The following is a 23,789-nucleotide window of genomic DNA, read 5'->3' on the forward strand; positions in this document are numbered from 1 at the left end:
CCGGTATTAGCCACGGTTTCCCGCGGTTATCCCCGTCTGATGGGCAGGTTGCCCACGTGTTACTCACCCGTCCGCCGCTCGTCGCCACGGGAGCAAGCTCCCATGAAGACGCGCTCGACTTGCATGTATTAGGCACGCCGCCAGCGTTCATCCTGAGCCAGGATCAAACTCTCCATAAATGGAAAGCTCATCTTGAGCTCGGTCGGTACCATAAGTACCACTGCGTTTTTTTAGTTGGCCGCCTCAACCGCTCCTGTAATAGAAGCTTTTATCGGAATTAAACGTTGACATATTGTCATTCAGTTTTCAATGTTCTCTGGAAATAATGGAGCGGGTGATCGGAATCGAACCGACGACATCAGCTTGGAAGGCTGGGGTTATACCACTTAACTACACCCGCATTTAATTTTATAAGTATAAACGTCATTCTTTGGAAATTGTTTTTGGAATGATGCGGCTGAGAGGACTTGAACCTCCACGGGATTAACTCCCACTAGGCCCTCAACCTAGCGCGTCTGCCGATTCCGCCACAACCGCATATCATCAAAAGTAGTGCTTTGTTTGCTGCGCCTTCTTATTTTAGCGACATTAACCATTGTATTATATATGAATCATTTTGTCAACAGGTTTGTCTTTTTTGTTTGAGGTTTAAAAAAATTAAGAAGTGACCCGTACGGGATTCGAACCCGTGTTACCGCCGTGAAAGGGCGGTGTCTTAACCACTTGACCAACGGGCCATTGATTAGTGCAACGATATTTATAATAAAGGTTAATGTTGAAGAAGTCAATACATTTTCGGATGTTTTTGATATTTCCTGATGAACGCCCTTTATTTCCGGGTACTCGAGTTGTTTTTAATCATCTCTCTACTATACTATGGCCGTTTTCAAGGTCTTTTAAATCTTGTTGATCCAAAGCCTCTGAAAATAACCTTCACAAACTTTTTACATCCTCTGAAGATAATTTGCTTGAATTTACTAATCACTGTGGTAAAATTTATTTATAATCATTCTAAACAAGAATGTTATAACAATTATTCTTGGAGGGATTTATACTTATGGAACATGAGAATCAGAACCAGGCTCAAGATCAATTCACCGGTACAGCAAGATCAGGCGGCGCTGATCAGGGAAGAGAACAGGGCAGCAACCAGCCCGCTGACCACCTGACGACATTATTTGGTGCACCGGTCGGCGACCGTGAAAACTCTGCTACTGCCGGTCCGCGTGGTCCGATGGTGATGCAGGACCCTTATTTCCTGGAGCAGATGGGACACTTCGACCGCGAGGTCATTCCCGAGAGACGTATGCACGCTAAAGGTTCAGGTGCTTACGGTACTTTCACTGTAACACATGACATCACCAAATATACAAAAGCTAAAATTTTCAGCGAAGTCGGTAAGAAAACTGAAATGTTTGCACGTTTCTCCACAGTTGCAGGGGAACGCGGCGCAGCAGATGCAGAGCGGGACATCCGCGGCTTTGCACTTAAATTCTATACTGAAGAAGGTAACTGGGACCTTGTCGGTAACAATACTCCTGTATTCTTCTTCCGTGACCCAAAACTTTTCGCAAGTCTGAACCACGTCGTGAAGCGTGATCCGAAGACGAACATGCACAACCCGAACAGCAACTGGGATTTCTGGACACTGCTTCCTGAAGCACTCCATCAGGTTACAATCATCATGACTGACCGTGGTATTCCAAAAGGCTTTAGAAATATGCACGGTTTCGGTTCACACACTTACAGCATGATCAATGAAGATAATGAGCGTGTTTGGGTGAAGTTCCACTTCAGAACCGAGCAGGGCATCGAAAACTTCTCTGCTGAAGAAGCTGAAGAAGTGATTGCGAAAGACCGTGAATCTTCTCAAAGAGACCTGTTCAATTCAATTGAAGAAGGCAACTTCCCTAAATGGAAATTGTACATTCAGGTCATGACTGAAGAGCAGGCTAAAAACCATTACCACAATCCATTTGATTTGACTAAAGTATGGTATAAGGATGAATTCCCACTCATCCCGGTCGGAGAGTTCGAGCTCAACCGCAACCCTGAAAACTACTTCGCGGAAGTGGAACAGGCTGCATTTGCTCCAACCAACATCGTTCCGGGCATCGGCTTCTCACCGGACAAGATGCTGCAGGGCCGTTTGTTCTCATACGGGGATACTCAAAGATACCGCCTGGGTGTCAACCATCAGCAGATTCCGGTCAACTCTCCTAAAGCTGTAAACAACGTCTGCCCGTTCAGTCGTGATGGTGCGATGAGAGTCGATGGAAATATGGGTGCACATACAAACTACTATCCTAACAGCTACAGCCAGTATCAGGATGATGCAAGCGTAAAACAGCCACCGCTTGAAGTTGAAGGCGCTGTTTACGAGCATGATTTCCGCGAAGACGACAATCAGTATTACGAGCAGCCGGGCAAACTGTTCAATCTTCAATCAGATGAAGATAAACAGCGCCTGTTCAAGAATACTGCTGCTGAAATCGGTGGTGCTTCACTTCAAATCCAACACCGCCACATCTTCAACTGTTATCAGGCTGACCCGGCCTATGGCCGCGGCGTAGCTGATGCCCTTGGAATCGACATCAACGATGTTGAACTTGAAGATAAGAGCGTCCATCTCCTGGACAAATAAAAACTAAAATAAAGACAGGTCATCAAGACCTGTCTTTTTCAGGCTCTTACGCTATCTTGGGGAAAACGGGGTATGTATAAGTAAAAAGGAATGATGGCCATGCATACCCAATTCGTAGATTTGGACCCCCATTTAATCATTTTGTCTCACACAGAAGCGACCGATGGATTGACCTATATCATTACAGTAGATTCAAAATCAGCCGGATGCCCAAAATGCGGGCAGGTCTCCCATAAGCGGCACAGTGCCTACATGCGTATCATCGATGATTTACCCATCCAGGGCAAACCGGTCCATCTGTATTTGAAAACCCGTAAATGGTTGTGTGCCAATGCTTTTTGCGAATTCAAAGTGTTTACAGAACGGTTCGAATGGCTGCGGCCACATCGACATCGGACGGCCCGATTGGATGATGCACTGCGGACCATCGCCTTCTCCACCAACTGTATCGAGGCGGCACAGGTCACCCGGATCCTGGGTATGCCGGTGAGTCATGATACGCTGCTGCGCCTGATCCATACCACAGAGACTCCCGCCGCCCACAGCCCCTTTTGTCGGTATTGATGATTTCGCATGGAAAAAAGGCCATCGGTATGGCATTCTGATTTGTGATGCAGTGACCCATCATCCCATTGACCTATTGCCGGACCGTGAAGCAGATACACTCGCTGACTGGCTGAGTGATCACCCGGAAGTGACGCATGTCACACGTGATCGCTACAGCCGCTTTCAGGAAGTCATCTCTGCACATTCTGCAGAGATCATCCAGATTCATGATCGGTTTCATCTGATCCAGAACCTGTGGGCCCTCCATAATCAAATCATACAAAAAATTCTGCCGGCACGCATCGACCTGGGCACACCACTGCCGAAGCCGGACCCGCCACCCGGGACGCAAACAAAAGCAGACATTCGTCAGACAGAAAATGCCCGGAAGAAGTGGGAACAAGCACAGGTACTTCAGAGATATTATACGAAAGGGTATTCGATTACCCGCCTCTCCAAACAATTCAATCTGAATCCCAGGACGGTCAAGCGCTATCTTGAGATGACAGGGCCGCCCGACACATCCAGAAAGAAACGCCCCAAAGCATTGGATGCATTTCACAAGCAGGTCATTGAGTGGGAAGCTGCCGGGCATTCGATTCACATTATTTATAAGAAGCTCCAGGACATCGGTTATGAAGGGGCTTATGGTTCGGTCAAGGTCTTCGTTGCCCAACTCCGGAAGAAAAAACGGGCGGGTGCCCCGTGGGAGAATGCATATCACAACCGCCGGGACATCCGTCGTATGCTCTGGCAGAATAATCTCTCAGACGAAAGAGAACGTGACATCATCAACCGGGTTTTGAAACAGTATCCAACCATTCAACCCGTTTATGCATTTATCGCATCTTTCCGTGACACCATCGCCCGAAGAGACCAAACCGGCTTCGTTGAACTCATACTTTATGAACAAATACGTGAGGATCCTTTGACCGGACACTTCATCCGAAGGTTGCTCAGTGACTTAAAACCCACACTGAATGCCATCACTTATACTGAAAGTAACGGGTTCGTCGAAGGCAATGTCAATCGGCTGAAAACCGTGAAAAGAATGATGTATGGGCGTGCCGGTTTTGAACTGTTGCGACAACGGATGCTTTATCGACCAGCCTAATTTAAAAATTCCCTCCAGGCTTAGGAAACACGTATATATATCTTCACCAAAATAGCGTAAGAACCCTTTTTCATTTGCCATTTTAATTCCGGCTTTTCTGCAAATCCTTCATCGTCAGAGATATCCTGCCTTTCTGTTTATCCACATCAAGGACCTTGACCTCAACGATATCACCTGTCCCCACCACTTCCAATGGATGCTTGATGAAACGATCAGCAAGCTGCGACACGTGGACCAGCCCGTCCTGTTTTACCCCGATATCCACGAAGGCACCGAAATCGGTCACGTTCCTCACCGTTCCGGACATCTTCATGCCCTGCTCCAGGTCTTCCATTTTCAATACATTGGATTTCAGCATCGGTGTTTCATAATCATCCCTGATATCCCGTGTTGGGGATTTCAAACTTTCAATGATATCCTCAAGCGTCGGCTCCCCTACTGAAAGTTTCTCTGCATATTCCTTTATATTCACGGTTTTCAGTGTTTGAAGAATTTCATCTGAACCGATCTGATCTTTTTTTATTCCCAGCACTTTCAATAGTTCATTCGCCGTTCCATACTGCTCGGGGTGGATCGGCGTCCTGTCAAGCAGCTCCTCCCCTTCAGGCAGCCGGAGGAAGCCGATGCACTGTTCATAGGTCTTTTTGCCGAGCCTGGGTACTTTCGCGACTTCTCTGCGATTTTTAAACCGGCCATTTTCCAGTCTGTATTTGACGATGTTCTTACTGATGGAAGGAGATAATCCTGCAACATGCTCAAGGAGGGTCACCGAAGCCGTGTTTACGTTGACCCCGACCCGGTTCACACTTGTTTCAACTACAAAGTTCAGGGATTCGGTCAAATACTTCTGATTGACGTCATGCTGGTACTGACCGACGCCGATGGACTTTGGATCGATCTTCACAAGTTCGCTGAGTGGGTCCTGAACACGCCTTGCGATTGAAACGGCACTTCTCTCCTCAACATTGAAGTCCGGAAATTCGTCCCTTGCCACCTGGGATGCTGAATAGACGCTCGCCCCTGCTTCATTGACGATGATGAACGGTACATCAAGATTTTCTTCCGTCAGGAGTTCATCGACGAAAAGTTCGGTCTCCCTGGAAGCAGTACCGTTTCCGATTGCAATCAAAGAAACATCATGCGTCTTTATCATACGCACTAATTCCTGCTTCGCTTCTTCAATTCTTTTGTTTGAAGTATGCGGATGAATGATGCTTTTATCCTTAAACTCCCCATTATCATTGATTGCCGCAAGTTTACATCCTGACCTGAACGCAGGGTCGACACCGAGGATCGTCCTGCCTTTCAAAGGCGGCTGCAGAAGCAGCCTTTTCAAGTTCTCTTCGAATATATCCACGGCATGTTCCTCACTGTGGACTGTGAGGTCATTTCTGACTTCACGGTCGATGGAAGGTATGATCAGCCGCTTCAGACTGTCTTCGACAGCCTTATCCATATATTCTTTTGTTGCGGATCCTTCTTTAATGACCTGCTTGCCGATATAATTTTTCAACCGCTCCAGGTCATGCTCGAGTTTGACCGTCAGAATTTTAAGCTTTTCACCGCGATTCAGGGCAAGCACTCTGTGGGGTACGATTTTTTTGATCGGCTCGTCGTAATCATAATAGATTTCGAACACTCCTGTTTCATCTTCGGCGCTCTTCTTTTTTTTAGAAGTGATTGACGAAGTGTCTTTCACCACCCTTAAGATGTAGCTTCGGAACTTCGGCTCATCGGAGATATTCTCAGCAATGATGTCCAGGGCACCGTTGATCGCTTCAACCACTGATGCCACTTCATCGTTCAGGTAGTCGCCCGCACGTCTTTCAACATCCCGATCATCCTGAGACTGTATCATTTTTGCCAACGGTTCCAGACCTCTCCTTTTCGCTTCGGTGGCCTTTGTCTTCTTTTTCTGTTTGAACGGCCTGTATAAATCTTCTACCCTGTTCAGGACCGTCTGTTTATTGATGTCGGCTCTGAGTTCTTCCGTCAGCATGCCCTGCTCATCAATCAGCCGGATGACCTCTTCCTTACGCTTCTGAAGAGACTCCATGTAATTGTATTCATCCGCTATCTGCTTGATGTCCTCCTCATTCATGCCGCCCGTCATTTCCTTGCGGTAGCGCGCGATGAAGGGCACTGTATTCTTATCCTCGAGCATCTCAAGTACATTCTTTATGTATTTTTCCTTGAATGATGTCGTTCTTTCAAGCACTTTGATTAAACTTTGGGACATGATCGTTTCTCCTAATATTTCAGTATAGTTTTTCTAAAATAAAAACCCTAACCGCACGGGTCAGGGATCATTCATTTTCCACAACTGCTTCACGCAGCTTATTGATTGCAGTTCTCTGTAACCTGGAAACGTGCATCTGACTTAAACCTACACGCTCCCCGGTTTCTTTCTGGCTTAAACCTTCCATGAAGGTGAACTGTATGATTTCTCTTTCCCTGTCGGTAAGGATGGGAAGTATCCTCTCCAGCATGAGGCGTTTTTCCGCCAGTTCATAATTGTCATCCTGATCACCCATTACATCAAGAAGCGTGACGGTCGAGCTGTCCTTATCCGCTTCCACTGAATGATCGACCGATAACGCATTGTAGCTCTGCCCCATCTCCATCGCTTCCAGTACATCTTCATCCGTCACTTCCAGATACTCCGCTATCTCCTGGATGGTCGGTGAACGTTCAAGCTCGGCCACAAGAGCATCATTTGCGTTTTTTATCTTGGGTCCTATTTCTTTGATGCGTCTCGGTACATGCACACTCCACGTCTTATCACGCAGATATCTTTTGATTTCTCCGACGACAGTCGGGACTAAAAATGCTTCAAACCGCCTGTCGAAAGAAGGGTCGAATCTTTTGATCGCACCGAGCAGGCCGACCATGCCGACCTGAACCAGGTCTTCATGATGGCTCTGACCTTTGGAATAACGGTAAGCAAGTGATTCAACCAGTTTCTGATAATGTTCCACCAATTTCGTCTGTGCAATATCGTCACTTTCCTGCTGATAGCTCTTGATCAAAAAATTGATTTCTTCTGCAGAATACCCCTTATCTGTTGCTGATTGTTTCCCCATCTGAATGCACCTGACTTTCATCAATGTACTTAGTCATACTTATTGTAACACCTGGATCTTTTCTTACAACAATTTCATCCATCAGTGTATCAATCAAGAATAACCCGAGGCCGCCCTCTCTCAAGTAATTGACGTTATCATCTTCATTATATGGTCCTAATTCAGATTTTATCTCTTCATAATTAAAGCTCTGGCCTTTGTCAGATACAATGATTTCAACTTTATCGGCATAGATGGCAAAGCCCACTAAAATCCTGCCCTCTTCACCCTCATCATAAGCATGCTTCACTGCATTCGTCACCGCTTCGGAAACCGCAATCTTGGCATCTTCAATCTGATCATAAGTCGCACCGACACGGGAAAAAATACCGGAAAGAGTGAGCCTGATCAACCCGACATGTTCCGCACTGGACGGAAACTTCATCTCTATATAGTCATATTGATGACTCATCTTATTCCACCTCCGATGATTCATTAATATGCATCAGGTCTCTTAACCCTGTAATTTCAAAGAGTCTCAGGATACGGTCGGAAACCCCGGTCACCCTCAGCTCCCTGTTGTGCTTGTTCAAATCTTTAAGCGTCCCTACAAAGATGCCCAGCCCTGTCGAATCTATATATGAAACATCAGTTAAATCTATCTTTACATGATGACTGCCATCCTGCCTGATCGGATTCAGGACTTCCTGCAGTTCGGGCGCAGTGTAGACATCAAGCTCCCCGCTCATGGTGATGATATACTCTTCATTTTTTTCTTCTGTGTTAATGTTGATATTCATTATGTATTCCCACTCCTAAATCGAATTCTAAACGCAAGTCATTTATGTTTACCCGCTCAACATGCAGATAAACATAAGTCACTCATATTTTTGAACTTTTAACCTGTGTTCTTCAAAATGAATAAAGTGAGGTCATCTTTTTTATTGGCGTGCTGCATGCGCGTCAATGATTCATATACGTGTTGGACGATATCCTGGGGATGGTGATCTTTAGTGTCGTATATCATATCTTTGATATCATTCAAGTCGATGAACGTGTCGTCATGCTTCCTCAGTTCCGTCACTCCATCGGTACACACAATCAGCATGTCTTCCTTGTCGAGTGTCACCCTGCGCTGCTCATACTCTGCCGAATCCGTCACTCCAAGCACGATGCCTTTGGCATCGATCTCCTCAAACTCATTCGTCGCACTCCTGTAGATCAATCCCGGTTCGTGTCCGGCCGAAGAATACTCCAGGGTTCCCTCCTGAATGTCATACAGCCCGTAAAACATGGTGATGAACATATTCTGGTTCACATTTCTCTCGACCACCCTGTTCAGCTTCTGTAAGCCTTCACTCGGGTTGATTGTTGCACCTTGAAAATCCATGGCAAATTTAACCATGGACATTGCTATCGCTGCAGGAATCCCTTTACCGATGACATCAGCGACACCGAAGCTCAACAGGTGGTTTTCATGGTTGATGATATTGAAATAATCTCCGCTCACCTTGCCGGCAGGCACGGAAATTGCACCGATTTCGAGACTGTTCAATACGGGTATCGGTGCTTTCAACATTGTTTCCTGAAGACTTGAAGCAACATCCAGCTCTTTGTCATGAGTTTCAAGCTTGGCCAGCATCGCCCTGTAATCGCGGTATGTAAAACCGAAAGCGATGAGGACTTCCTGCAGTATATTCAGTGATGAACGTATCAGCTCCCCGTCTGTGAGCGTCATTTCATCAATGAGATCCATATGGAGGGTGACTATCTCCTCCGGCGAAGTATCGATTTGAATGACTTTGTCACTGAAAGTGTGACACATTTCAATCGCTTCGTATTGCTTATCTTCAAATAGATACATTGCCATGATACCTTTGTATTCATTCGCTAAATCATCTACATAGGTCAATCGTTGCACCTCCTCATATTTAAGTTCGACCTCATCCATCTGCCCGCTTGTTCCTTTTCTTCTTCTTTTTCTGATCCAATGCCAGACTGACTTTCAAGGCAGCGTCCACTTCCGCCATCTTATCTTCCTTCAAATATGTAAGTTTTTCCATCAGGCGCTTTTTATCAACAGTCCTGATCTGTTCCAGTAAAACAACCGAATCCTTGTCCAAATTATATGTATCCTTGGAAATCTCCACATGTGTAGGTATCTTTGCTTTGTTGATCCTGCCTGTAACAGCAGCAACTATCACAGTCGGACTGTGATAGTTGCCCACATTATTCTGGATGATAACGACAGGTCTTTTTCCACCTTGCTCGGAACCCTCCACCGGTGATAGATCTGCAAGATATACTTCTCCTCTTTTCATCTATTCACCATCTTTTATATATTCAAGGTTTTTTTCATTGCGTTTATGCGCTTCACATTCCACAATATGGAACTCGCTGACAATCGAGAGATTGATTTCCCTCATTTCAATATAGCCTTTTTTCAGAGCTATATCCAGACTGCTCACACTCGGCTGATCATTCATATTCATAATAAATCACCCCTGGACGATAATATATTTATAATTTTACCATTTACTTTCACAGGTGACTAGCTATTTCAGCACCTCGTTATAAATGAAATCGGTACCTTCACCCTTGTAATGTCTGGGAATGCGCCTTGAGAGGAGGGTCAGCGATTCATACGGGATGGTATCCACATACTCGCTGTAGACATCCATTGATTGCGGTGCATCCGCATCGTAGCTGATGATGCATGCCACATCTCCTACTTTAGTGCCCTCAGGCACCCTGGCCATCGTGGAATCCATGCAGACCCTGCCGACGACGGGGCACTGGCTGCCGCCCACTTCAACGGCATATCCGCTCATTTTACGGATGAATCCGTCTGCATACCCAACCGGTAAAGTGGCGATGGTCTCCTCCTGTTCAGCTGTATAGGTCCTGCCATAGCTCACCGAATCCCCCGGTGCCAGTTTATGGATGGCAGCCACGCGTGCAGTCAGTTCGATAGAAGGTTTCAGCCGGATATCCGTCGCGGCCTTCGTCTCCGGACTCGGATAGTAACCGTACAACGATATGCCGATCCGGAGAGCATTGCAGAAATCCACGTCATAACATAATGCGCCTGCAGAGTTTTGGATGTGGACGTACCTTGGGCGCTCCACCTGGTTGATGATTGCGCGGAACGCTTCAATCTCCTGATCCGTGATATCCCGGTCTTCGTCGGCGGAAGTCATGTGACTGAAAATGCCTTCATATATGAAGCGGTCAAAGCTGTTGATCTCCCCGATCATGGTCCGGATCTCCGCCACGTCTTTTGTACCGTAGCGGTTCATGCCGGTGTTCACCTTGATGTGGATCCACACTTCTTTGTCATAAGTGTCATCCACATTTGAAATGGCTTCCCTGACCCAGTCAAGATCCGCCGCCGTCACTGCGACCCTGTGCTGAATCGCCTTGTTGATGTCGCCGGGATCGATCCTGCCGAGGACAAGGATCTTTTCCTTGGTGCCGTGCATCCTTAGATCGATGGCTTCATCCAGCGTCGCAACGGCAAAATAGCCGACACCCCTGTCTGCCAGATACCCGGCAACGGTATTGCTTCCGAGCCCGTAACCATTCGCTTTTACAACAGCGATGAAAGTTTTGGCCGGGTGTCTGCCCTGGATGACTTTATAATTATGATGGACCGCTTCCAAATCTACATTGACCAACGTACTGCGATAGTATCTTTCACTCACTGAACTGCCTCCTTATTGTGTTTCCAGAACAACCATTGCCATTGCATAAGCTTCCGAATGTGAAATTGAAACATGGGCCCGGCCGTCATTTACGATGGATGGTTTGCCCAGGCTGTCATTCAGACAGTTGATTTCCCTGAACGCCACAGCCCCCCCTATGCCGCTGCCAAGCGCTTTTGAATATGCTTCCTTCACCGCGAAACGCCCAGCCAGAAATTCAGCCTGCCTGGTTTCATTTGGTATATCTGTATACTTATCAAACTCTTCGGCCGATAATATCCTTTTGGCCAGACGGTGCGCTTTATTCACTTTTTTTATGCGTGCTATCTCTATTATGTCTGTACCTATACCTAAAATCATACTTCCGACCTCGATTGATTATTGATGATATCACGTATCCTGACCCTCAGCGCATCCGCATCCAATTCCTTAAGTTCCGGGATGTACACTCTCTCAGCCGGCGTCCTTAAACTGATGCCTTTCAGTTTCATCCTCCTCATCAGCGGTCCGACTGTAGTATCAATGTTCTGGATCCTGTATATCGGTATCGCCTTTTGCCTTTTGATGAAAATCCCCTCATGCACATGAATTTCATCATCAAAGATACCGTACCTGAAATATCGGAATTTCAGCTTGGGCACAAGCCATATATCAACAACCACGATATAGAGTGTGATCAAAAGGAACAGCCCGGGTACATACCACGGCAGAAATTCCAGGACGGTGATGGAAAGGGTGTAGACGACCGCCGTGGCAAGTAAAAATATAAGTGCATAGATCCCCGCTTTAATCCTCCATAGTCTGATCGCTTTCGGAGAGATTTTCTTCATTCCGTCCGCCTCCTTCTTTTATCCAGTCCCATATGATGTCGATGTCCCGCCTTTCAATGAACCTGACCGTTGCAGTCGAACCGACGATGCCGGCTGCTGTCGTCACTGAGATATTGGCAAGTTTCGAACGGATGAGGAAAGGATTTTCCGTTATTCGGCCTTCGATGACTTTATCATGTTTGATGACAAAGTGGTTTCTTGTGAAGAAGCCCGTGGTCAGCATATTGATTTCATCTCCGGTGATTGCATAACCATTATTCCTCGCTGCATATACCCCTGCGGCGATTGTGATCCCCAGTGCTGCGAGACCGAGTATCCACCCCCAGCTGAGGAGGAAGTACTGGACGAGTGCCGTGATCAAGATCAGGCTGAGAGTGGAAATCTGGAAATACCTCCGGTAACCCCGGAGCGGGACACTGCTTTCCGGTTTGATCACCTCATAATTGGGCAGGATTTCCTCAATGATGCCGTATAAAGTATCCCTTTTTATGAAAGGCATGACCTCCACCGTGCTGCTTGTATCCTCACCTTCAAAGGTGTCGCTCGTTATCGTGACTGACAGGGAATAATAACCGATCATGCGCCTCAGGAGGGAATCCCTGATGATGATGTTCTGAACCCGTTTGATATTGACGCTTTTGTGCTTCTTTTCCAGAAGACCGTATTCCACCGCAAGATCATCATCTTTTTTGTACAATGTGTAATCATGATATTTGATGTAGAGTATGAGCACCCCGATGGAATAACCGACGACTACAAAGAATATCGCCGCCACCGACAGGGCGATCATGGAATTTTGGAAGATGGTCCCGAAATAGTCGATGTAGCGCTCCACGATGAACTGTGCCCCGATGATGTTCAGGACGGCAAAGATGATGGCGACGAAGGCGCCGAGTGCACCGCTTGTCATGCTCATGAGCAGCAGCTCGCCGCGCTTCAGCCTGTGAAGCACTTCAAAGTTCCGCTTCGGCTGTGCTTCCACCGGCGCGTCACTTGCCGCACCGGCCTCCCTCGGCCAGGCACTCGCATCCCCGACCCGGACATTCTCAACATCTTTTTTGTTTTGAGCGATCTTCTCCTGTTCATCATATATAATCGACTGCAGCGCTTCCGCCTGGGTTTTCTTCATAGTATCTATGACGATGCCTTCCCCCGGTGTGAAGACCTGAAGTTTTACAGCTTTGAACAGGCGGTGGAAAATCGGTTCCGAGAAATCGATCGACTGTATGCGTTCTATATCAAATTCTTTCTCGCGCCTTGTCAAAATCCCGTCTTTATATACGAATTTACCGTCTTCTATCCAGAATCTCGTCCTGTACTTATTGATGAAATCCAGGCCGCCGAACAGGATGACAAGCAGCAGGAAGATCCCTGCAACCGCGACGATCCATGTCAATGAAATATTGCCGGACATGATCGTTTCCCTCTGGTTGAAGAAGACGATGATCAAAGGTATCCATAAATTCCTGAATGCATTGACCACACTGCCCAGGTAAGCGATGGGATGAAGCTTCTGGGGACTATACATCAGAAATCTCCTCCTTTACCTTGTCGATGATCTGCCTTTTCAGCTGCCTGCCTTCCTCGATTTCTATCGGCGGCATATCTATGCCCATACTGGCGGTCTTCGCGCGCAGGACGGACAACCCGTACCTTCTTGAGACCGGTCCTGTCGATAGTTCCACACCCTGTATCCTCTTGATCGGAATCAGAGTGGTCCGGATGATGAGGAACCCTTTTTTTACGATGATCTGTTCCTCCGACAGCTCATACCGCGTCACCCTGTAAAATATCACCGGCCTGACCAATACATTAAGGATGAATAAAAAAATAAAAACACCGGCAGCAATCCAGATGATATAAACCGGCCATTCAAACCACAAAGCCAGTCCGGTGACGACACCCACAATGATAAGCCAGAAAACCATATCAATCAGTGCGCTCACCCTTAAATAAGGTACAGCTTTCCTCGATAATTTCTTCATAATTTACCTTCCTTTTACGGAGAAGATTTTTCCTATCTTATCATTATACATTCATTGACCATTATACTAAATAAAAGCATCCACTTTAAGTGGATGCTTTTATAAGTTTCATTATTTCAGGTGATCTTTGAATGTGCGTCCGGTTTTATTGCGGCGCTGCGATTGTGGTTTGCCGCTGCCGCCTTTGCCCCTGTTGTCGTTGCGCTTCTGCGGACGTCCTTTTCTCGGTCCTTTGTTGTTTGACGGTTTGCCGCCCCGGCGTCCGCCGCCTCTTTTGGATAATGGCTTTTCAAATGACAGCTGGATATTTTCATCCTGCTTGGAGAACATGAATTCATTAAGCATTGCCGAAACGACATTTTCTGCTCCATGAGTTTCAATCAGTTTCCCGGCAATGTCTTTAGTGACCGAACTGTCGTCCTTTTCCATCCACTCGGTGATCTTTTCGAACACTTCGTTCTGTCTGGATGCTTCAACCTCTTTTTTGTTTGGCGGTCTCAGGGAACGGATGGTCTTCTTCTTCTCATTTTCAATCATCCTCAAATAATCCATCTCGACCGGATTGACGAATGTCAGCGCCATGCCTTTATGACCGGCTCTGCCTGTACGTCCGATACGGTGCGTATAACTCTCTGCATCCTGCGGGATGTCAAAGTTATATACGTGGGATACGCCTGAAATATCCAGACCTCTTGCCGCAACGTCTGTTGCCACAAGGATGTCCAATGAATTGTTTTTGAATTTCTTAAGCACTTCCAGTCTCTTCGACTGAGTGATGTCACCGTGCAGTCCTTCCGCACGGTAGCCTTTGGCGATCAGCGCACCTGTCAGTTCATCAACGCGTCGTTTCGTACGGCCGAACACGATCGCGAGTTCAGGCTGGTGCACATCCAGGAAATCCCCGAATACATCGAGCTTTTCCAGTTCTTTTACAATGGTGTAATTCTCATCGATCTGCGGATTGTTTGCCGACTGGCTCATCGTCTTGACGATCTCCGGATCCACCATGAAGCGTGTGACCAGCTCCTGGATCGCCCTCGGCATCGTTGCCGAGAACAGCAATGTCTGACGACCTTCAAGCGGTACTTCAGACATGATGAATTTGACGTCATCGATGAAGCCCATGTTCATCATTTCATCCGCTTCATCCAGCACAAGCATCTTAACGGTCTGAAGCTTCAGTGTCCGGCGTTTGATATGGTCGATCATCCTGCCCGGTGTACCGACCACTATTTCAGGACCTCTTTTCAAGTCCTTGATTTGGCGGTCTATGCTCATACCGCCGAAAATTACAGAGACGTGTAATTTTTTATACTTGGCAAATTTGCGTAATTCTTCTGCTACCTGTACAGCCAGCTCACGGGTTGGAGTCAGAATTATATTCTGGATGCCTCCGCCTTTCACACTCTTCTCTATGATAGGTATGCCGAAGGCTCCCGTCTTACCCGTACCTGTCTGCGCCTGGCCAAGTATGTCTCGTCCTTCCAATGCAAACGGAATACTTTTTTCTTGTATTGGTGTCGGTGTTTCAAATCCCATATCGCTTACGGATTTGAGTATTTCTTCACTGACACCCATTTCTTTAAAAAACTTCAACTTTTAGTCTCCTTTGACTCTTAACGTTCATTAATTAGTATAACTTCTCTATACTAACACCATTTACACAATTACTCAAGAACTCTTTTCTTTCAGGGAATAAAAAGCGTTCCGCGATGATATTCAGTGTATGCTGGTGTTCCTCGGTATAGGACATGATGTGCGGTGCGTCTTCAACCAGCTCAAGCCGGCAGTTCTTCATCTTCTTCTGAGCTTCCACGCTGGACATGTAAGGTACAAGCAAATCGATTTTGCCGTGGACGATCAACGTTTCGGCCTCAATCTTTCCATAGTCCGGCATCTTTGCATCCACAATGCCCCGGAATTCATTGAATGCCTGTAAAGATAGTTTCGTCAGCCTGCTCCTGACCACATCCATCGTTTTCAATTTGAAGTGTTCCCCCAGTCCCTCCGGCCTGAGGTTCAATCGTGAAAGCCGGTTGATGTGCGTATACTCGAACGCCGGGGCGATCAACAGCAATTTATCCACCTGATCATACTGTGCAATATGACTGGCAAACAGCCCGCCCATTGAAAACCCGACGATATACACTTTGTCCACTTTACGCGACAGTGCCTCATAGGCCTCATGCGCTTCTTCATACCAGTCGTCTCCTGTCACGCTGTTGAAATCAAGGTGGTGGCCGTGGCCGGGGTAGACGGGAAACTCGTATTCGAAATCATACCTCGATTTCAGATAGCGGAACAACGGCTCAAGTTCATAACGTCCGCCTGTATAACCGTGAAGGAATAAAACACCGATTTTACCAGATATGACTTTTCACCCTCTCCATTTCCATCCCGCGGGATCCTTTCAGCAGAACCACAGTATCTTCATCAAGCATTTCCTCCAGATGACCCGCCACCTCCCTGATGTCGTCAAAATGCCTGGCATCGACACCCGCTGCGGCCTCGGCAATGAATTTCGACTCGGTGCCGAATGTCAGCAGTTTGAAGTCGCGGCCCGAACTGCTGATATGCTCACCGACCGATCGATGAAGCGTCTCGCTGTAGTCACCAAGTTCAAGGATATCGGCCATCACAAGGATTTTTTTGGAATAATCCAGCCCGGCCACGGTGTCCACCGCACTTTTCATGCTTGACGGGCTGGCATTATACGCATCGTTGATGATGAGGGCCCCGCTACTGTGGACGGCCTGCTCCATGCGCATCGATGAAACCCTCAACTTATCGAACCTGCCGGTGAGGGCGGCCATATCCTCACCCAGCGCTCCGACAGCAAGCAGGCTGAGGGTTGCATTCATCGCGTTGTGACTGCCGAGCTGCGGAATGTCGACATGCAGGCCTCCGACTTCAAATGAAGTGCCCCCGGCATTTTGGGAGACATGGGAAACGACATGGTCATTCTCTTCAGACACTCCTGCACTGATCATCTTAAACCCCCGGTCCTCTGTTGCCGTCAATTCATTCAGCAGCGGGTAATCTTTGGAATAAATCAGAACCCCACCCTCTTTCAAACCGTCGGTGATTTCATACTTCGCTTCTGCAATCTTCTCCCTGGAACCAAGCTTTTCTATATGCGATTCCCCGACATTTGTGATGATGGCGATATCAGGTTTTGTAAGGGTGCTTAGGAAATGGATGTCCCCCGTCCGGTCCATGCCCATTTCAAGTATTGATATCTCGGTATCATCATCGAGTTCGAGGAGGGTCAGGGGGAGGCCGATTTCGTTGTTATAATTACCGATTGTTTTTTTGACTTTGTAATCGTCCGCAAGGAGGCACTCCACCATGTCTTTCGTCGTCGTCTTACCGTTCGAACCGGTGATGGCGATGACTTTGGGGGCCACTTCTTCCAGATGGCGCTTTGCGATCATCTGGAGTGCCGCAAGGCCGTCTTCGACATGGATGAGCGGGTGATCCTCATCCGTCTCTTCAAGTGGCGCTTCAGTCAGTGAGACCGCCGCCCCTTTTGACAAGGCATTTTCAATGAACCGGTGCCCGTCCACATTCTCACCCTTGAAAGGGATGAAGATATTGCCGGCCTCAAGCGTCCTTGTGTCGATGGAAGCGCCGCTGACCAGATCCCGGCCTGCGGCCGCGGCCTTATCATTCATCCTGCCATTACAGTATTCGGCAACCTTATTGATGGAAACTTTAATCATTTTTATCCGTCCATTTCACAGTTATAATAATTTGTTCGAATTTCTGCATCATAATGTCCTATATCCGATTATAAAATATAGTATACTTGAATTCACGATTTTATTTTGAATAGGGTGATAGTCTTGCAAGATAATCAAGGATACAAAAGACGGAATTCAAACTTTCTGTCCCATATTGATTGGATACTGGTCCTGTTGCTGGCCACTCTCGCCCTGATCAGCATAGTCACCATTTCATCAGCGATGACCAGCGGACAATATAACACCGACTTTGCAGTGAGGCAGATTTTATTCTATATATTGGGTTTCGCCTCGTTGTTCCTCATCACTTTCATACCCATAAAGTTCTTTAAAAATTATATCTGGGTGTTGTACGGCCTTGGTGTTCTGAGTCTGTTGATCCTCTTCGTATCACCCGTCTCGTCGATCACCCCGATCATAAACGGTGCCAAAAGCTGGTACCAGTTCGGCTTCATCAGCATACAGCCCTCCGAATTCATGAAGGTACTTTACATAATGGCGATGGCGTATGTGATCCATCAGCACAACAAGTATAGGATCTCCACGGATTTGAGTGCGGATATCAAATTGCTTTTCAAGCTGTTTCTCGTATCCCTGCTGCCGATGATTTTCATACTTCTGCAAAATGACCTCGGTACGGTCCTTGTACTGATTGCGATATTATTCGGCATGATCCTCGTCTCCGGCATCAGCCTGTGGCTCATCCTGCCGACGCTTGCCGTTGCCGGGACGACCGGAGCCGCCCTCATTCTCGGCATCCTTTACAGGCCTGATATTCTGCAGACATACCTTGGCGTACGCCCCTACCAGTTCGAGCGCATATATTCCTGGCTTCAGCCTGAAATGTATGCTACGGAAGGCGGATTCCAACTCGCAAACTCGATGAGGGCCATCGGGTCCGGTGGGGTTGAAGGTAAGGGGTTTGGACAGGGCATTATATATATACCTGAAAACCACACTGATTTCATATTCACGATCATCGGGGAGGAATTCGGTTTTCTCGGTGCGACGCTCGTCATCTCAATACTGTTCATACTCATGCTCCACCTGGTGAGGATGGCATTGACAGTCAAAGACCCGTTCTCTTCATATTTCATAGCAGGGTATCTGTCTCTGCTGATATTTCATATTTTCCAGAATATCGGGATGACGATTCAGCTTGTTCCGATCACCGGCCTGCCGCTCCCGTTCTTGAGCTACGGCGGTAGCGGTCTGTGGGCGAACATGATAGCGATGGGTATCGTGATGAGCATATATTTCCACCAATATAAGCCAAAACCATAAAAAAGCAGTCGGATTTCATCCAGACTGCGTTTTTTTAAATATTCTGCTCTTTTAATTTTAATTTTTCGTTAGTAGCGATGCGATTCATAATGTCGAACCTTGAGCTCGAAACCTTTACCTTGACCCCGAGTTCATTTAGCAACGTGACGACTTGTTTAACTTTCGTATTGTCGATTTTATGCATAATGACACTCCTATCTGCTTGGTTAATTACATATTACCACTGTTGGCACCCGGATATCCATAATATTATCGAATTATTTATTACAATTTTAAAAACTTCCAATTATATTATACAATGAGCGAGAGGTGAAATAATATGTCATGGCCATCATTTGAGGACTTGGATATGAGTTTCGTTATATCAATAGTGACTGCCGTCTTGTTCATAGTGAACATATTGCTCGCAATCAGCATCATCTTCCTCGAACGCAGAAGCGCCCAAAGTATATGGGCATGGGTGCTGGTTTTATTTTTCATACCTATTTTCGGCTTCCTCATATATATGGCTTTCGGCCGCACAATTTACAACCAGAATATATTCAAGATCGATGAAAAAGATAAAGTCGGATTGGAATATCTCGTGGAAGAGCAGCTGAAGGATATAAAGGATAAGCAGTTCAGCTTCGTCAATCCCCTGGCAAATAAATACAAAAAACTCATTCATATGCTGCTTTACAATAATCACTCATTCCTGACCAACAATAATTCAATCACCACATACACAAATATGAATGAGAAATTTGAGGCTATGCTGGAAGACATCAGAAATGCAAAAGATCATATTCATTTCCAGTATTATATTTTCCGTATGGACGGCATCGGCAAAAAGCTCTATAATGCGATGCTCGAAAAGCAAAAGGAAGGCGTGTCTGTGAAGATTCTCTACGATGATATGGGTTCCCGCGCCCTGAGCCTCAGGCAATTCAAGGAGATCAAATCATACGGTGGAAATGTTGAAGCTTTCTTCCCCTCCCTGTTCAACCTCATCAACCCGAGGATGAATAACCGCAACCACCGGAAAATCGTCGTCATAGACGGGGAAATCGGTTATATCGGCGGTTCTAATGTCGGCGATGAGTATATAGGACACAGTGAAAAATTCGGGGAATGGCGGGATACACATCTCAGGATAAAAGGGAATGCAGTAAAATCTTTGCAGCTCCGCTTCATGCTGGACTGGAATTCACATTCGAAACGCCATAATCTCGTATACAATGAACAATATTTCCCGACCATCTACAATGAGGGCGACACGTACATGCAGATAGCGTCAAGCGGCCCCGACGAAGTCTGGCAGCAGATCAAATATGGTTACTTGAAAATGATTTATCGCGCACAGCACAGCATTTATATCCAGTCCCCCTACTTCATTCCGGATCAGTCCGTGATGGAAGCGCTCCGTGTTGCGATACTGAGCGGCGTGAAAGTCCACCTGATGATCCCGAATATGCCTGATCATCCTTTCGTCTACTGGGGGACTTTCTCGAGGGCGGGCTCCCTCGTCAATATGGGGGCAGAGGTGCACATCTATGAAAAAGGTTTCCTGCACCAGAAGGTGGTCATCATCGATGACGAAGTCGTCAGTATCGGCACCACCAATATCGATAACAGGAGTTTCCTGCTGAACTTTGAAGTGAATGCCTTCATCTACAGTAAAAAAGAAGCAGAAAAACAGCGGCACATTTATGAAGAAGATGTGAAGAGCAGCTCTCTGCTCACCACAGAAAAATATGAGGCCAGAGGCAAATGGGTCAAAGTCAAAGAAGGTGTGGCCAACCTGATTGCACCGATATTATGAAAGAAGCGACCGGGTGGATTCACCCGGTCGCTTCTTCAGTCTTTATTTCTTTTTGACTTTGCGTTTCTTTTTATTCTTCGGCATCAATTTCGCATTCTTCATGCGACGCTCTTTTTCAGCCTGCTCACGCTCGTGCGCTTCGATGATCGGCGCCATTTCTTCATTGACTTTCTTCTTCCAGAAAGTATTACCTGCCCATGTCTGGAAAATAAGGAATATACCGCCGACTGCCCAGTAGAGAGGCAGAGCCGAAGGTGAAATCAGGGAAATCCAGACGATCATAAGCGGTGAAATATACATGAACAGACGCATCTGCTTACGCTGTTCTTCCGAAACGAACTGCATTGACACCCATGCCTGAACAAGGTACACAAGACCCGCGATGATTGTCATGAGGATGTTCATCTCCGTCAGGTTCATCCAAAGGAAGTCAGGGTATTCCGTAATGCCGCCTTCTGACGGGAAGCGGAGCGCAAAGTAAAGCGCCATGACGACCGGCATCTGGAGTAAAATCGGCAGACAGCCCATATTCAGCGGGTTGATGCCATGCTTTTTGTAGAGTCCCATCATTTCCTGCTGCGCTTCCATCTTCTCTTCCTGAGTCGTTGCGACCTTGACCCTCTTCTGGATCTCTTCCATCTCAGGTTTGACGATCTTCATTTTCTCGCGCATCATCATCTGGTTTTTATATGTATTCATCATGAACGGAAAAATGACAAGACGTACAATCAATGTAATGACGATGATAGCCAGTCCGTAGTTATTGCCCAAGTTATCACCAAGAAAATGTAAAAAAGTATCCATTGGTTGGACAAATGTATTAAAGAAGAAGCCATCTCTGTTCTCTTCCTGGGAGTAATCACAGCCTGCCAACAAAAGAACAAGCCCCATCATCCCTGCCAGTAACCATTTCTTATTCATTCTTTCACCTCAAAATTTATCTCACATAATTGAAATTGTACCATAAATCCATATGTAACAAAATATATATTGTGTGCATTATGCGAACTTTCCCGGTTTCCCGTAAGTTTGAACAGATTGGTCCGAAGTGTTGGCTGATGGGGTATGTGGGCAGCTGGTTCTTCAGAGACTATTCTGATTACATCGGCTGTTTATGGCTTTGCGTCCGTTTATTCTGCTTTGTTCCAGACAATTTTTCTAATTATGATATCTCCAGCCGGATTTGGGACGGGAGTCCGGACAGCCTCTTACTTTTCAAAAACTCCATCCGGATTCATGACAACATTCCGGACAGCTTCTTACTTTTCAAAAGCTCTGTCCGGATTCGTGACAACATTCCGGACAGCACGCTATTTTTCAGAAACTCCATCCGGATTCGTGACAACATTCCGGACAGCCTCTTACTTTTCAAAAGCTCTGTCCGGATTCGTGGCAACATTCCGGACAGCCTCTTACTTTTCAAAAACTCCATCCGGATTCATGGCAACATTCCGGACAGCCTCCTACTTTTCAAAAGCTCCATCCGGACTCATGACAACATTCCCGACAGGGCTTAAGACGATTGCTGTTCTGTCTGATTTTTATTCGACATTTTCAAAGTTATATATCAATCTTGCCCGCTTTTTTATATTTTAGAATGCAGCTCTCTGAAATTGCTCCTCCAGAGTACTTATGCAGCTTCGAAGGGCTTATCTTCCATGTCCTGTTCAGTACTTTCATTTCCTCAACAAGATTTTTGACCACCATTAACACGGGCCATACTTTGGCACATTGAACACAATCATAGTTATAATTGCTTCTTTTCAGCAATCGCCCCCCGCAATCCCTGCAGAACACTCCTGTCTTCAAATCTTCAAATAAAACCCCGACATCGGCCTGATATTGGGATTCCACCAGCCGCTCCGTTTCAAGTCTCCCGACCACATCAGAGTGATTATAACGATTTGAATGCAGCACTTTCCTCAACTTCTTCAGCATATTGCTCCTTACAAGTATTTCAGGCTTATCGGGCAGCCTGAATATCGTCTGGTTCCGATTTATGAAAACGATCGTATTAAAGAGGTTGATACTGAAGCCCACTTTGTCCAGGAATTCCTGCAGCGCGACTTTCTGCCTCCCCACCTGCAACATCGGATCCCCGAACTTCCTGCCATTTTCATATGTCCACTGTCCCTCTACGTAAATCAAATCAAAATTGTAATTCTTAACTTCAAAAGTGAGCATCCTGTCCCCGGCGATGATGATGTTATCGATCTGGATTTCCTGGTCGACACTCGACTCCGCCTTTGTCAGGCTGCCATTCCTTCCAATCTTAAAACAAAAATCCTTCAAGTGAATAAACGCCACATCACGAAACTCCTCCTCCAGGATATGATCGAACTCCACTTCGCCTGCATAACCGCTCGCCAACCTTTTCAGTTCGGTCAGATCCTCTTCCGATAAATTGTAGCGATATGACAAAATCTCCAACTGTTTGTGTCTCCGGCTTTTATTTCTCAATGGTTTTCCCCCCTAATAAATTGACCTCCCTTGTATAATATGATGGATTTTAATTGTGTACACATCGCAACAATTCAATTTCAGACGGCAAAATATACAGTTATCGGAATTGCGACCTTGGTTTTCAACAGAATCTGGAAAACTGCGTACAGAAATACAATAATCGTAAAACAACAAAAAGTACGGACAAGTCTCACTTGTCCGTACTTTTAAATCATCCATTATATTACAGTCTGGCACCACATACAGGCCAAGGCTGTGCGCCTCTGTCCGCGTAAAGCGCCTGGGCTCTTTGTGTCTGCTCAGCTGCTGAAGCTTGGGACGGCAGTCCTGAGCCGCCTACTGACTGCCAAGTTTGAACATCAAACTGGTAAAGTCCGTGGTAAAGGCCATTTGAACTGACGATGCTCGCATCTCCGCCTGATTCACACGCTGCAAGTGCGCCCCAGTTTTGGCCGCCGCTATTGCTTGGCGCAGCTGACTGGTTTTGAGTTTGAACTCGCTGCTGCTGAGCTGGTGCTTGTTCAGTCGCAGGCTCTTCCACTACTTCCTCTACTACAGGCTCTTCCACTGTCTCTACTGCAGGCTCTTCATATACTACAGGCTCTTCCACTGT

24 protein-coding genes, 3 tRNA genes and 1 rRNA gene are annotated in these 23,789 nt (G+C 46.5%); 5 read left to right on the plus strand and 23 right to left on the minus strand.

All coding sequences use genetic code 11. The annotated features are described in order from the left end of the window. The 4 genes from BUA12_RS12280 to BUA12_RS12295 form a co-directional block, all read right to left on the minus strand. Window positions 1–179: ribosomal RNA gene (locus BUA12_RS12280) — 16S ribosomal RNA — on the minus strand; the annotation flags it as partial. Window positions 180–326: 147 nt separating this feature from the next. Further along, a tRNA-Gly gene (locus BUA12_RS12285) sits at window positions 327–400 on the minus strand. A gap of 52 nt (window positions 401–452) precedes the next feature. Further along, a tRNA-Leu gene (locus tag BUA12_RS12290) sits at window positions 453–537 on the minus strand. 128 nt (window positions 538–665) lie between these two features. Continuing rightward, window positions 666–737: transfer RNA gene (locus tag BUA12_RS12295), tRNA-Glu, on the minus strand. Window positions 738–1,057: 320 nt separating this feature from the next. Between BUA12_RS12295 and BUA12_RS12300 the strand changes: the two genes are divergently transcribed. The 3 genes from BUA12_RS12300 to BUA12_RS13220 all read left to right on the plus strand — a co-directional run bounded on the left by BUA12_RS12300 (window position 1,058) and on the right by BUA12_RS13220 (window position 4,304). Next, entirely contained in the window at window positions 1,058–2,644 is a 1,587-nt protein-coding gene (locus tag BUA12_RS12300) for a catalase (protein ID WP_084670211.1), read from the plus strand. Between the two features lie 252 nt (window positions 2,645–2,896). Beyond that, window positions 2,897–3,208 (plus strand): hypothetical protein, encoded by a 312-nt coding sequence (locus tag BUA12_RS13295; RefSeq protein ID WP_353961324.1) that lies wholly within the window; start codon window positions 2,897–2,899, stop codon window positions 3,206–3,208. Next, the gene (locus BUA12_RS13220; protein ID WP_281248143.1) at window positions 3,162–4,304 is read left to right on the plus strand and encodes an ISL3 family transposase; all 1,143 of its coding nucleotides are present in this window, start codon (window positions 3,162–3,164) and stop codon (window positions 4,302–4,304) included. The genes BUA12_RS13295 and BUA12_RS13220 overlap by 47 nt, the downstream gene beginning before the upstream one ends. An 82-nt stretch (window positions 4,305–4,386) precedes the next feature. On the opposite strand, the gene BUA12_RS12315 is transcribed toward BUA12_RS13220, so the two are convergent. The 15 genes from BUA12_RS12315 to BUA12_RS12375 form a co-directional block, all read right to left on the minus strand. Beyond that, on the minus strand, window positions 4,387–6,543 hold the full coding sequence (locus tag BUA12_RS12315) for a Tex family protein (RefSeq protein ID WP_072710914.1): 2,157 nt from the start codon (window positions 6,541–6,543) through the stop codon (window positions 4,387–4,389). A gap of 67 nt (window positions 6,544–6,610) precedes the next feature. Further along, window positions 6,611–7,387 (minus strand): RNA polymerase sigma factor SigB, encoded by a 777-nt coding sequence (gene sigB / locus BUA12_RS12320; RefSeq protein WP_072710915.1) that lies wholly within the window; start codon window positions 7,385–7,387, stop codon window positions 6,611–6,613. Further along, a complete protein-coding gene (gene rsbW / locus BUA12_RS12325; protein ID WP_072710916.1) occupies window positions 7,362–7,838 on the minus strand; it encodes an anti-sigma B factor RsbW in 477 nt (158 codons plus the stop codon). Before rsbW ends, sigB begins: the two co-directional genes overlap by 26 nt. Before the next feature lies 1 nt (window position 7,839). Continuing rightward, window positions 7,840–8,166 (minus strand): anti-sigma factor antagonist, encoded by a 327-nt coding sequence (locus BUA12_RS12330; RefSeq protein WP_072710917.1) that lies wholly within the window; start codon window positions 8,164–8,166, stop codon window positions 7,840–7,842. A 98-nt stretch (window positions 8,167–8,264) separates the two neighbouring features. Beyond that, window positions 8,265–9,317: a SpoIIE family protein phosphatase gene (locus BUA12_RS12335; protein WP_072710918.1), complete on the minus strand. Its 1,053-nt coding sequence runs from the start codon at window positions 9,315–9,317 to the stop codon at window positions 8,265–8,267. Next, entirely contained in the window at window positions 9,310–9,687 is a 378-nt protein-coding gene (locus BUA12_RS12340; protein WP_072710919.1) for a type II toxin-antitoxin system PemK/MazF family toxin, read from the minus strand. Before BUA12_RS12340 ends, BUA12_RS12335 begins: the two co-directional genes overlap by 8 nt. Beyond that, complete coding sequence (locus tag BUA12_RS13140) at window positions 9,688–9,858, minus strand: hypothetical protein (RefSeq protein ID WP_178138273.1); 171 nt, start codon at window positions 9,856–9,858, stop codon at window positions 9,688–9,690. 63 nt (window positions 9,859–9,921) lie between these two features. Further along, window positions 9,922–11,070: an alanine racemase gene (alr, locus tag BUA12_RS12345; protein ID WP_084670215.1), complete on the minus strand. Its 1,149-nt coding sequence runs from the start codon at window positions 11,068–11,070 to the stop codon at window positions 9,922–9,924. A 12-nt stretch (window positions 11,071–11,082) separates the two neighbouring features. After that, entirely contained in the window at window positions 11,083–11,430 is a 348-nt protein-coding gene (acpS, locus tag BUA12_RS12895; RefSeq protein WP_084670217.1) for a holo-ACP synthase, read from the minus strand. Continuing rightward, window positions 11,427–11,900, minus strand: a complete 474-nt coding sequence (locus BUA12_RS12350; RefSeq protein WP_072710920.1) for a PH domain-containing protein — start codon at window positions 11,898–11,900, stop codon at window positions 11,427–11,429. The genes acpS and BUA12_RS12350 overlap by 4 nt, the downstream gene beginning before the upstream one ends. Next, entirely contained in the window at window positions 11,857–13,428 is a 1,572-nt protein-coding gene (locus tag BUA12_RS12355; RefSeq protein WP_072710921.1) for a PH domain-containing protein, read from the minus strand. Before BUA12_RS12355 ends, BUA12_RS12350 begins: the two co-directional genes overlap by 44 nt. Then, window positions 13,421–13,885 carry a PH domain-containing protein gene (locus BUA12_RS12360; protein ID WP_072710922.1) on the minus strand — a complete coding sequence of 155 codons (465 nt, stop codon included), beginning with the start codon at window positions 13,883–13,885 and terminating at the stop codon, window positions 13,421–13,423. The genes BUA12_RS12355 and BUA12_RS12360 overlap by 8 nt, the downstream gene beginning before the upstream one ends. Before the next feature lie 111 nt (window positions 13,886–13,996). Continuing rightward, window positions 13,997–15,481: a degradosome RNA helicase CshA gene (gene cshA / locus BUA12_RS12365; RefSeq protein ID WP_072710923.1), complete on the minus strand. Its 1,485-nt coding sequence runs from the start codon at window positions 15,479–15,481 to the stop codon at window positions 13,997–13,999. A gap of 34 nt (window positions 15,482–15,515) precedes the next feature. After that, window positions 15,516–16,256: an alpha/beta hydrolase gene (locus BUA12_RS12370; RefSeq protein WP_331463082.1), complete on the minus strand. Its 741-nt coding sequence runs from the start codon at window positions 16,254–16,256 to the stop codon at window positions 15,516–15,518. Next, window positions 16,246–17,607, minus strand: a complete 1,362-nt coding sequence (locus BUA12_RS12375; RefSeq protein WP_072710925.1) for a UDP-N-acetylmuramoyl-tripeptide--D-alanyl-D-alanine ligase — start codon at window positions 17,605–17,607, stop codon at window positions 16,246–16,248. The genes BUA12_RS12370 and BUA12_RS12375 overlap by 11 nt, the downstream gene beginning before the upstream one ends. 123 nt (window positions 17,608–17,730) lie before the next feature. Between BUA12_RS12375 and BUA12_RS12380 the strand changes: the two genes are divergently transcribed. Next, window positions 17,731–18,912 carry an FtsW/RodA/SpoVE family cell cycle protein gene (locus BUA12_RS12380; RefSeq protein ID WP_072710926.1) on the plus strand — a complete coding sequence of 394 codons (1,182 nt, stop codon included), beginning with the start codon at window positions 17,731–17,733 and terminating at the stop codon, window positions 18,910–18,912. A gap of 34 nt (window positions 18,913–18,946) precedes the next feature. Here the strand turns inward: BUA12_RS12380 and BUA12_RS13255 are convergent, their stop codons facing one another. Further along, window positions 18,947–19,096 carry an Lmo0850 family protein gene (locus BUA12_RS13255; protein WP_281248142.1) on the minus strand — a complete coding sequence of 50 codons (150 nt, stop codon included), beginning with the start codon at window positions 19,094–19,096 and terminating at the stop codon, window positions 18,947–18,949. Between the two features lie 165 nt (window positions 19,097–19,261). Between BUA12_RS13255 and cls the strand changes: the two genes are divergently transcribed. Beyond that, window positions 19,262–20,713 (plus strand): cardiolipin synthase, encoded by a 1,452-nt coding sequence (gene cls / locus BUA12_RS12385; RefSeq protein WP_245772821.1) that lies wholly within the window; start codon window positions 19,262–19,264, stop codon window positions 20,711–20,713. Between the two features lie 42 nt (window positions 20,714–20,755). Here cls and yidC read toward each other — a convergent pair whose 3' ends face one another. The 3 genes from yidC to BUA12_RS12900 form a co-directional block, all read right to left on the minus strand. Next, window positions 20,756–21,634, minus strand: coding sequence for a membrane protein insertase YidC (gene yidC, locus BUA12_RS12390; protein WP_072710928.1), 879 nt, complete (start codon window positions 21,632–21,634; stop codon window positions 20,756–20,758). 639 nt (window positions 21,635–22,273) lie between these two features. After that, window positions 22,274–23,173, minus strand: coding sequence for a nuclease-related domain-containing protein (locus BUA12_RS12400; RefSeq protein WP_072710930.1), 900 nt, complete (start codon window positions 23,171–23,173; stop codon window positions 22,274–22,276). 226 nt (window positions 23,174–23,399) lie between these two features. Next, the coding region (locus BUA12_RS12900; protein ID WP_178138274.1) for a transglycosylase family protein at window positions 23,400–23,789 on the minus strand (390 nt) is incomplete at its 5' end.

The sequence above is a fragment of the Lacicoccus alkaliphilus DSM 16010 genome (assembly GCF_900142805.1).
Lineage (GTDB): Bacteria > Bacillota > Bacilli > Staphylococcales > Salinicoccaceae > Lacicoccus > Lacicoccus alkaliphilus.

What these genes read in the sequence shown, in the direction of transcription:
- BUA12_RS12300 (WP_084670211.1), top strand. Translation starts at nt 1,058, where the DNA reads ATGGAACATGAGAATCAGAACCAGGCTCAAGATCAATTCACCGGTACA.
- BUA12_RS13295 (WP_353961324.1), top strand. Translation starts at nt 2,897, where the DNA reads ATGCGTATCATCGATGATTTACCCATCCAGGGCAAACCGGTCCATCTG.
- BUA12_RS12315 (WP_072710914.1), bottom strand. Translation starts at nt 6,543, where the DNA reads ATGTCCCAAAGTTTAATCAAAGTGCTTGAAAGAACGACATCATTCAAG.
- sigB (WP_072710915.1), bottom strand. Translation starts at nt 7,387, where the DNA reads ATGGGGAAACAATCAGCAACAGATAAGGGGTATTCTGCAGAAGAAATC.
- rsbW (WP_072710916.1), bottom strand. Translation starts at nt 7,838, where the DNA reads ATGAGTCATCAATATGACTATATAGAGATGAAGTTTCCGTCCAGTGCG.
- BUA12_RS12330 (WP_072710917.1), bottom strand. Translation starts at nt 8,166, where the DNA reads ATGAATATCAACATTAACACAGAAGAAAAAAATGAAGAGTATATCATC.
- BUA12_RS12335 (WP_072710918.1), bottom strand. Translation starts at nt 9,317, where the DNA reads ATGGATGAGGTCGAACTTAAATATGAGGAGGTGCAACGATTGACCTAT.
- BUA12_RS12340 (WP_072710919.1), bottom strand. Translation starts at nt 9,687, where the DNA reads ATGAAAAGAGGAGAAGTATATCTTGCAGATCTATCACCGGTGGAGGGT.
- BUA12_RS13140 (WP_178138273.1), bottom strand. Translation starts at nt 9,858, where the DNA reads ATGAATATGAATGATCAGCCGAGTGTGAGCAGTCTGGATATAGCTCTG.
- acpS (WP_084670217.1), bottom strand. Translation starts at nt 11,430, where the DNA reads ATGATTTTAGGTATAGGTACAGACATAATAGAGATAGCACGCATAAAA.
- BUA12_RS12350 (WP_072710920.1), bottom strand. Translation starts at nt 11,900, where the DNA reads ATGAAGAAAATCTCTCCGAAAGCGATCAGACTATGGAGGATTAAAGCG.
- BUA12_RS12355 (WP_072710921.1), bottom strand. Translation starts at nt 13,428, where the DNA reads ATGTATAGTCCCCAGAAGCTTCATCCCATCGCTTACCTGGGCAGTGTG.
- BUA12_RS12360 (WP_072710922.1), bottom strand. Translation starts at nt 13,885, where the DNA reads ATGAAGAAATTATCGAGGAAAGCTGTACCTTATTTAAGGGTGAGCGCA.
- BUA12_RS12375 (WP_072710925.1), bottom strand. Translation starts at nt 17,607, where the DNA reads ATGATTAAAGTTTCCATCAATAAGGTTGCCGAATACTGTAATGGCAGG.
- BUA12_RS13255 (WP_281248142.1), bottom strand. Translation starts at nt 19,096, where the DNA reads ATGCATAAAATCGACAATACGAAAGTTAAACAAGTCGTCACGTTGCTA.
- cls (WP_245772821.1), top strand. Translation starts at nt 19,262, where the DNA reads ATGAGTTTCGTTATATCAATAGTGACTGCCGTCTTGTTCATAGTGAAC.
- yidC (WP_072710928.1), bottom strand. Translation starts at nt 21,634, where the DNA reads ATGAATAAGAAATGGTTACTGGCAGGGATGATGGGGCTTGTTCTTTTG.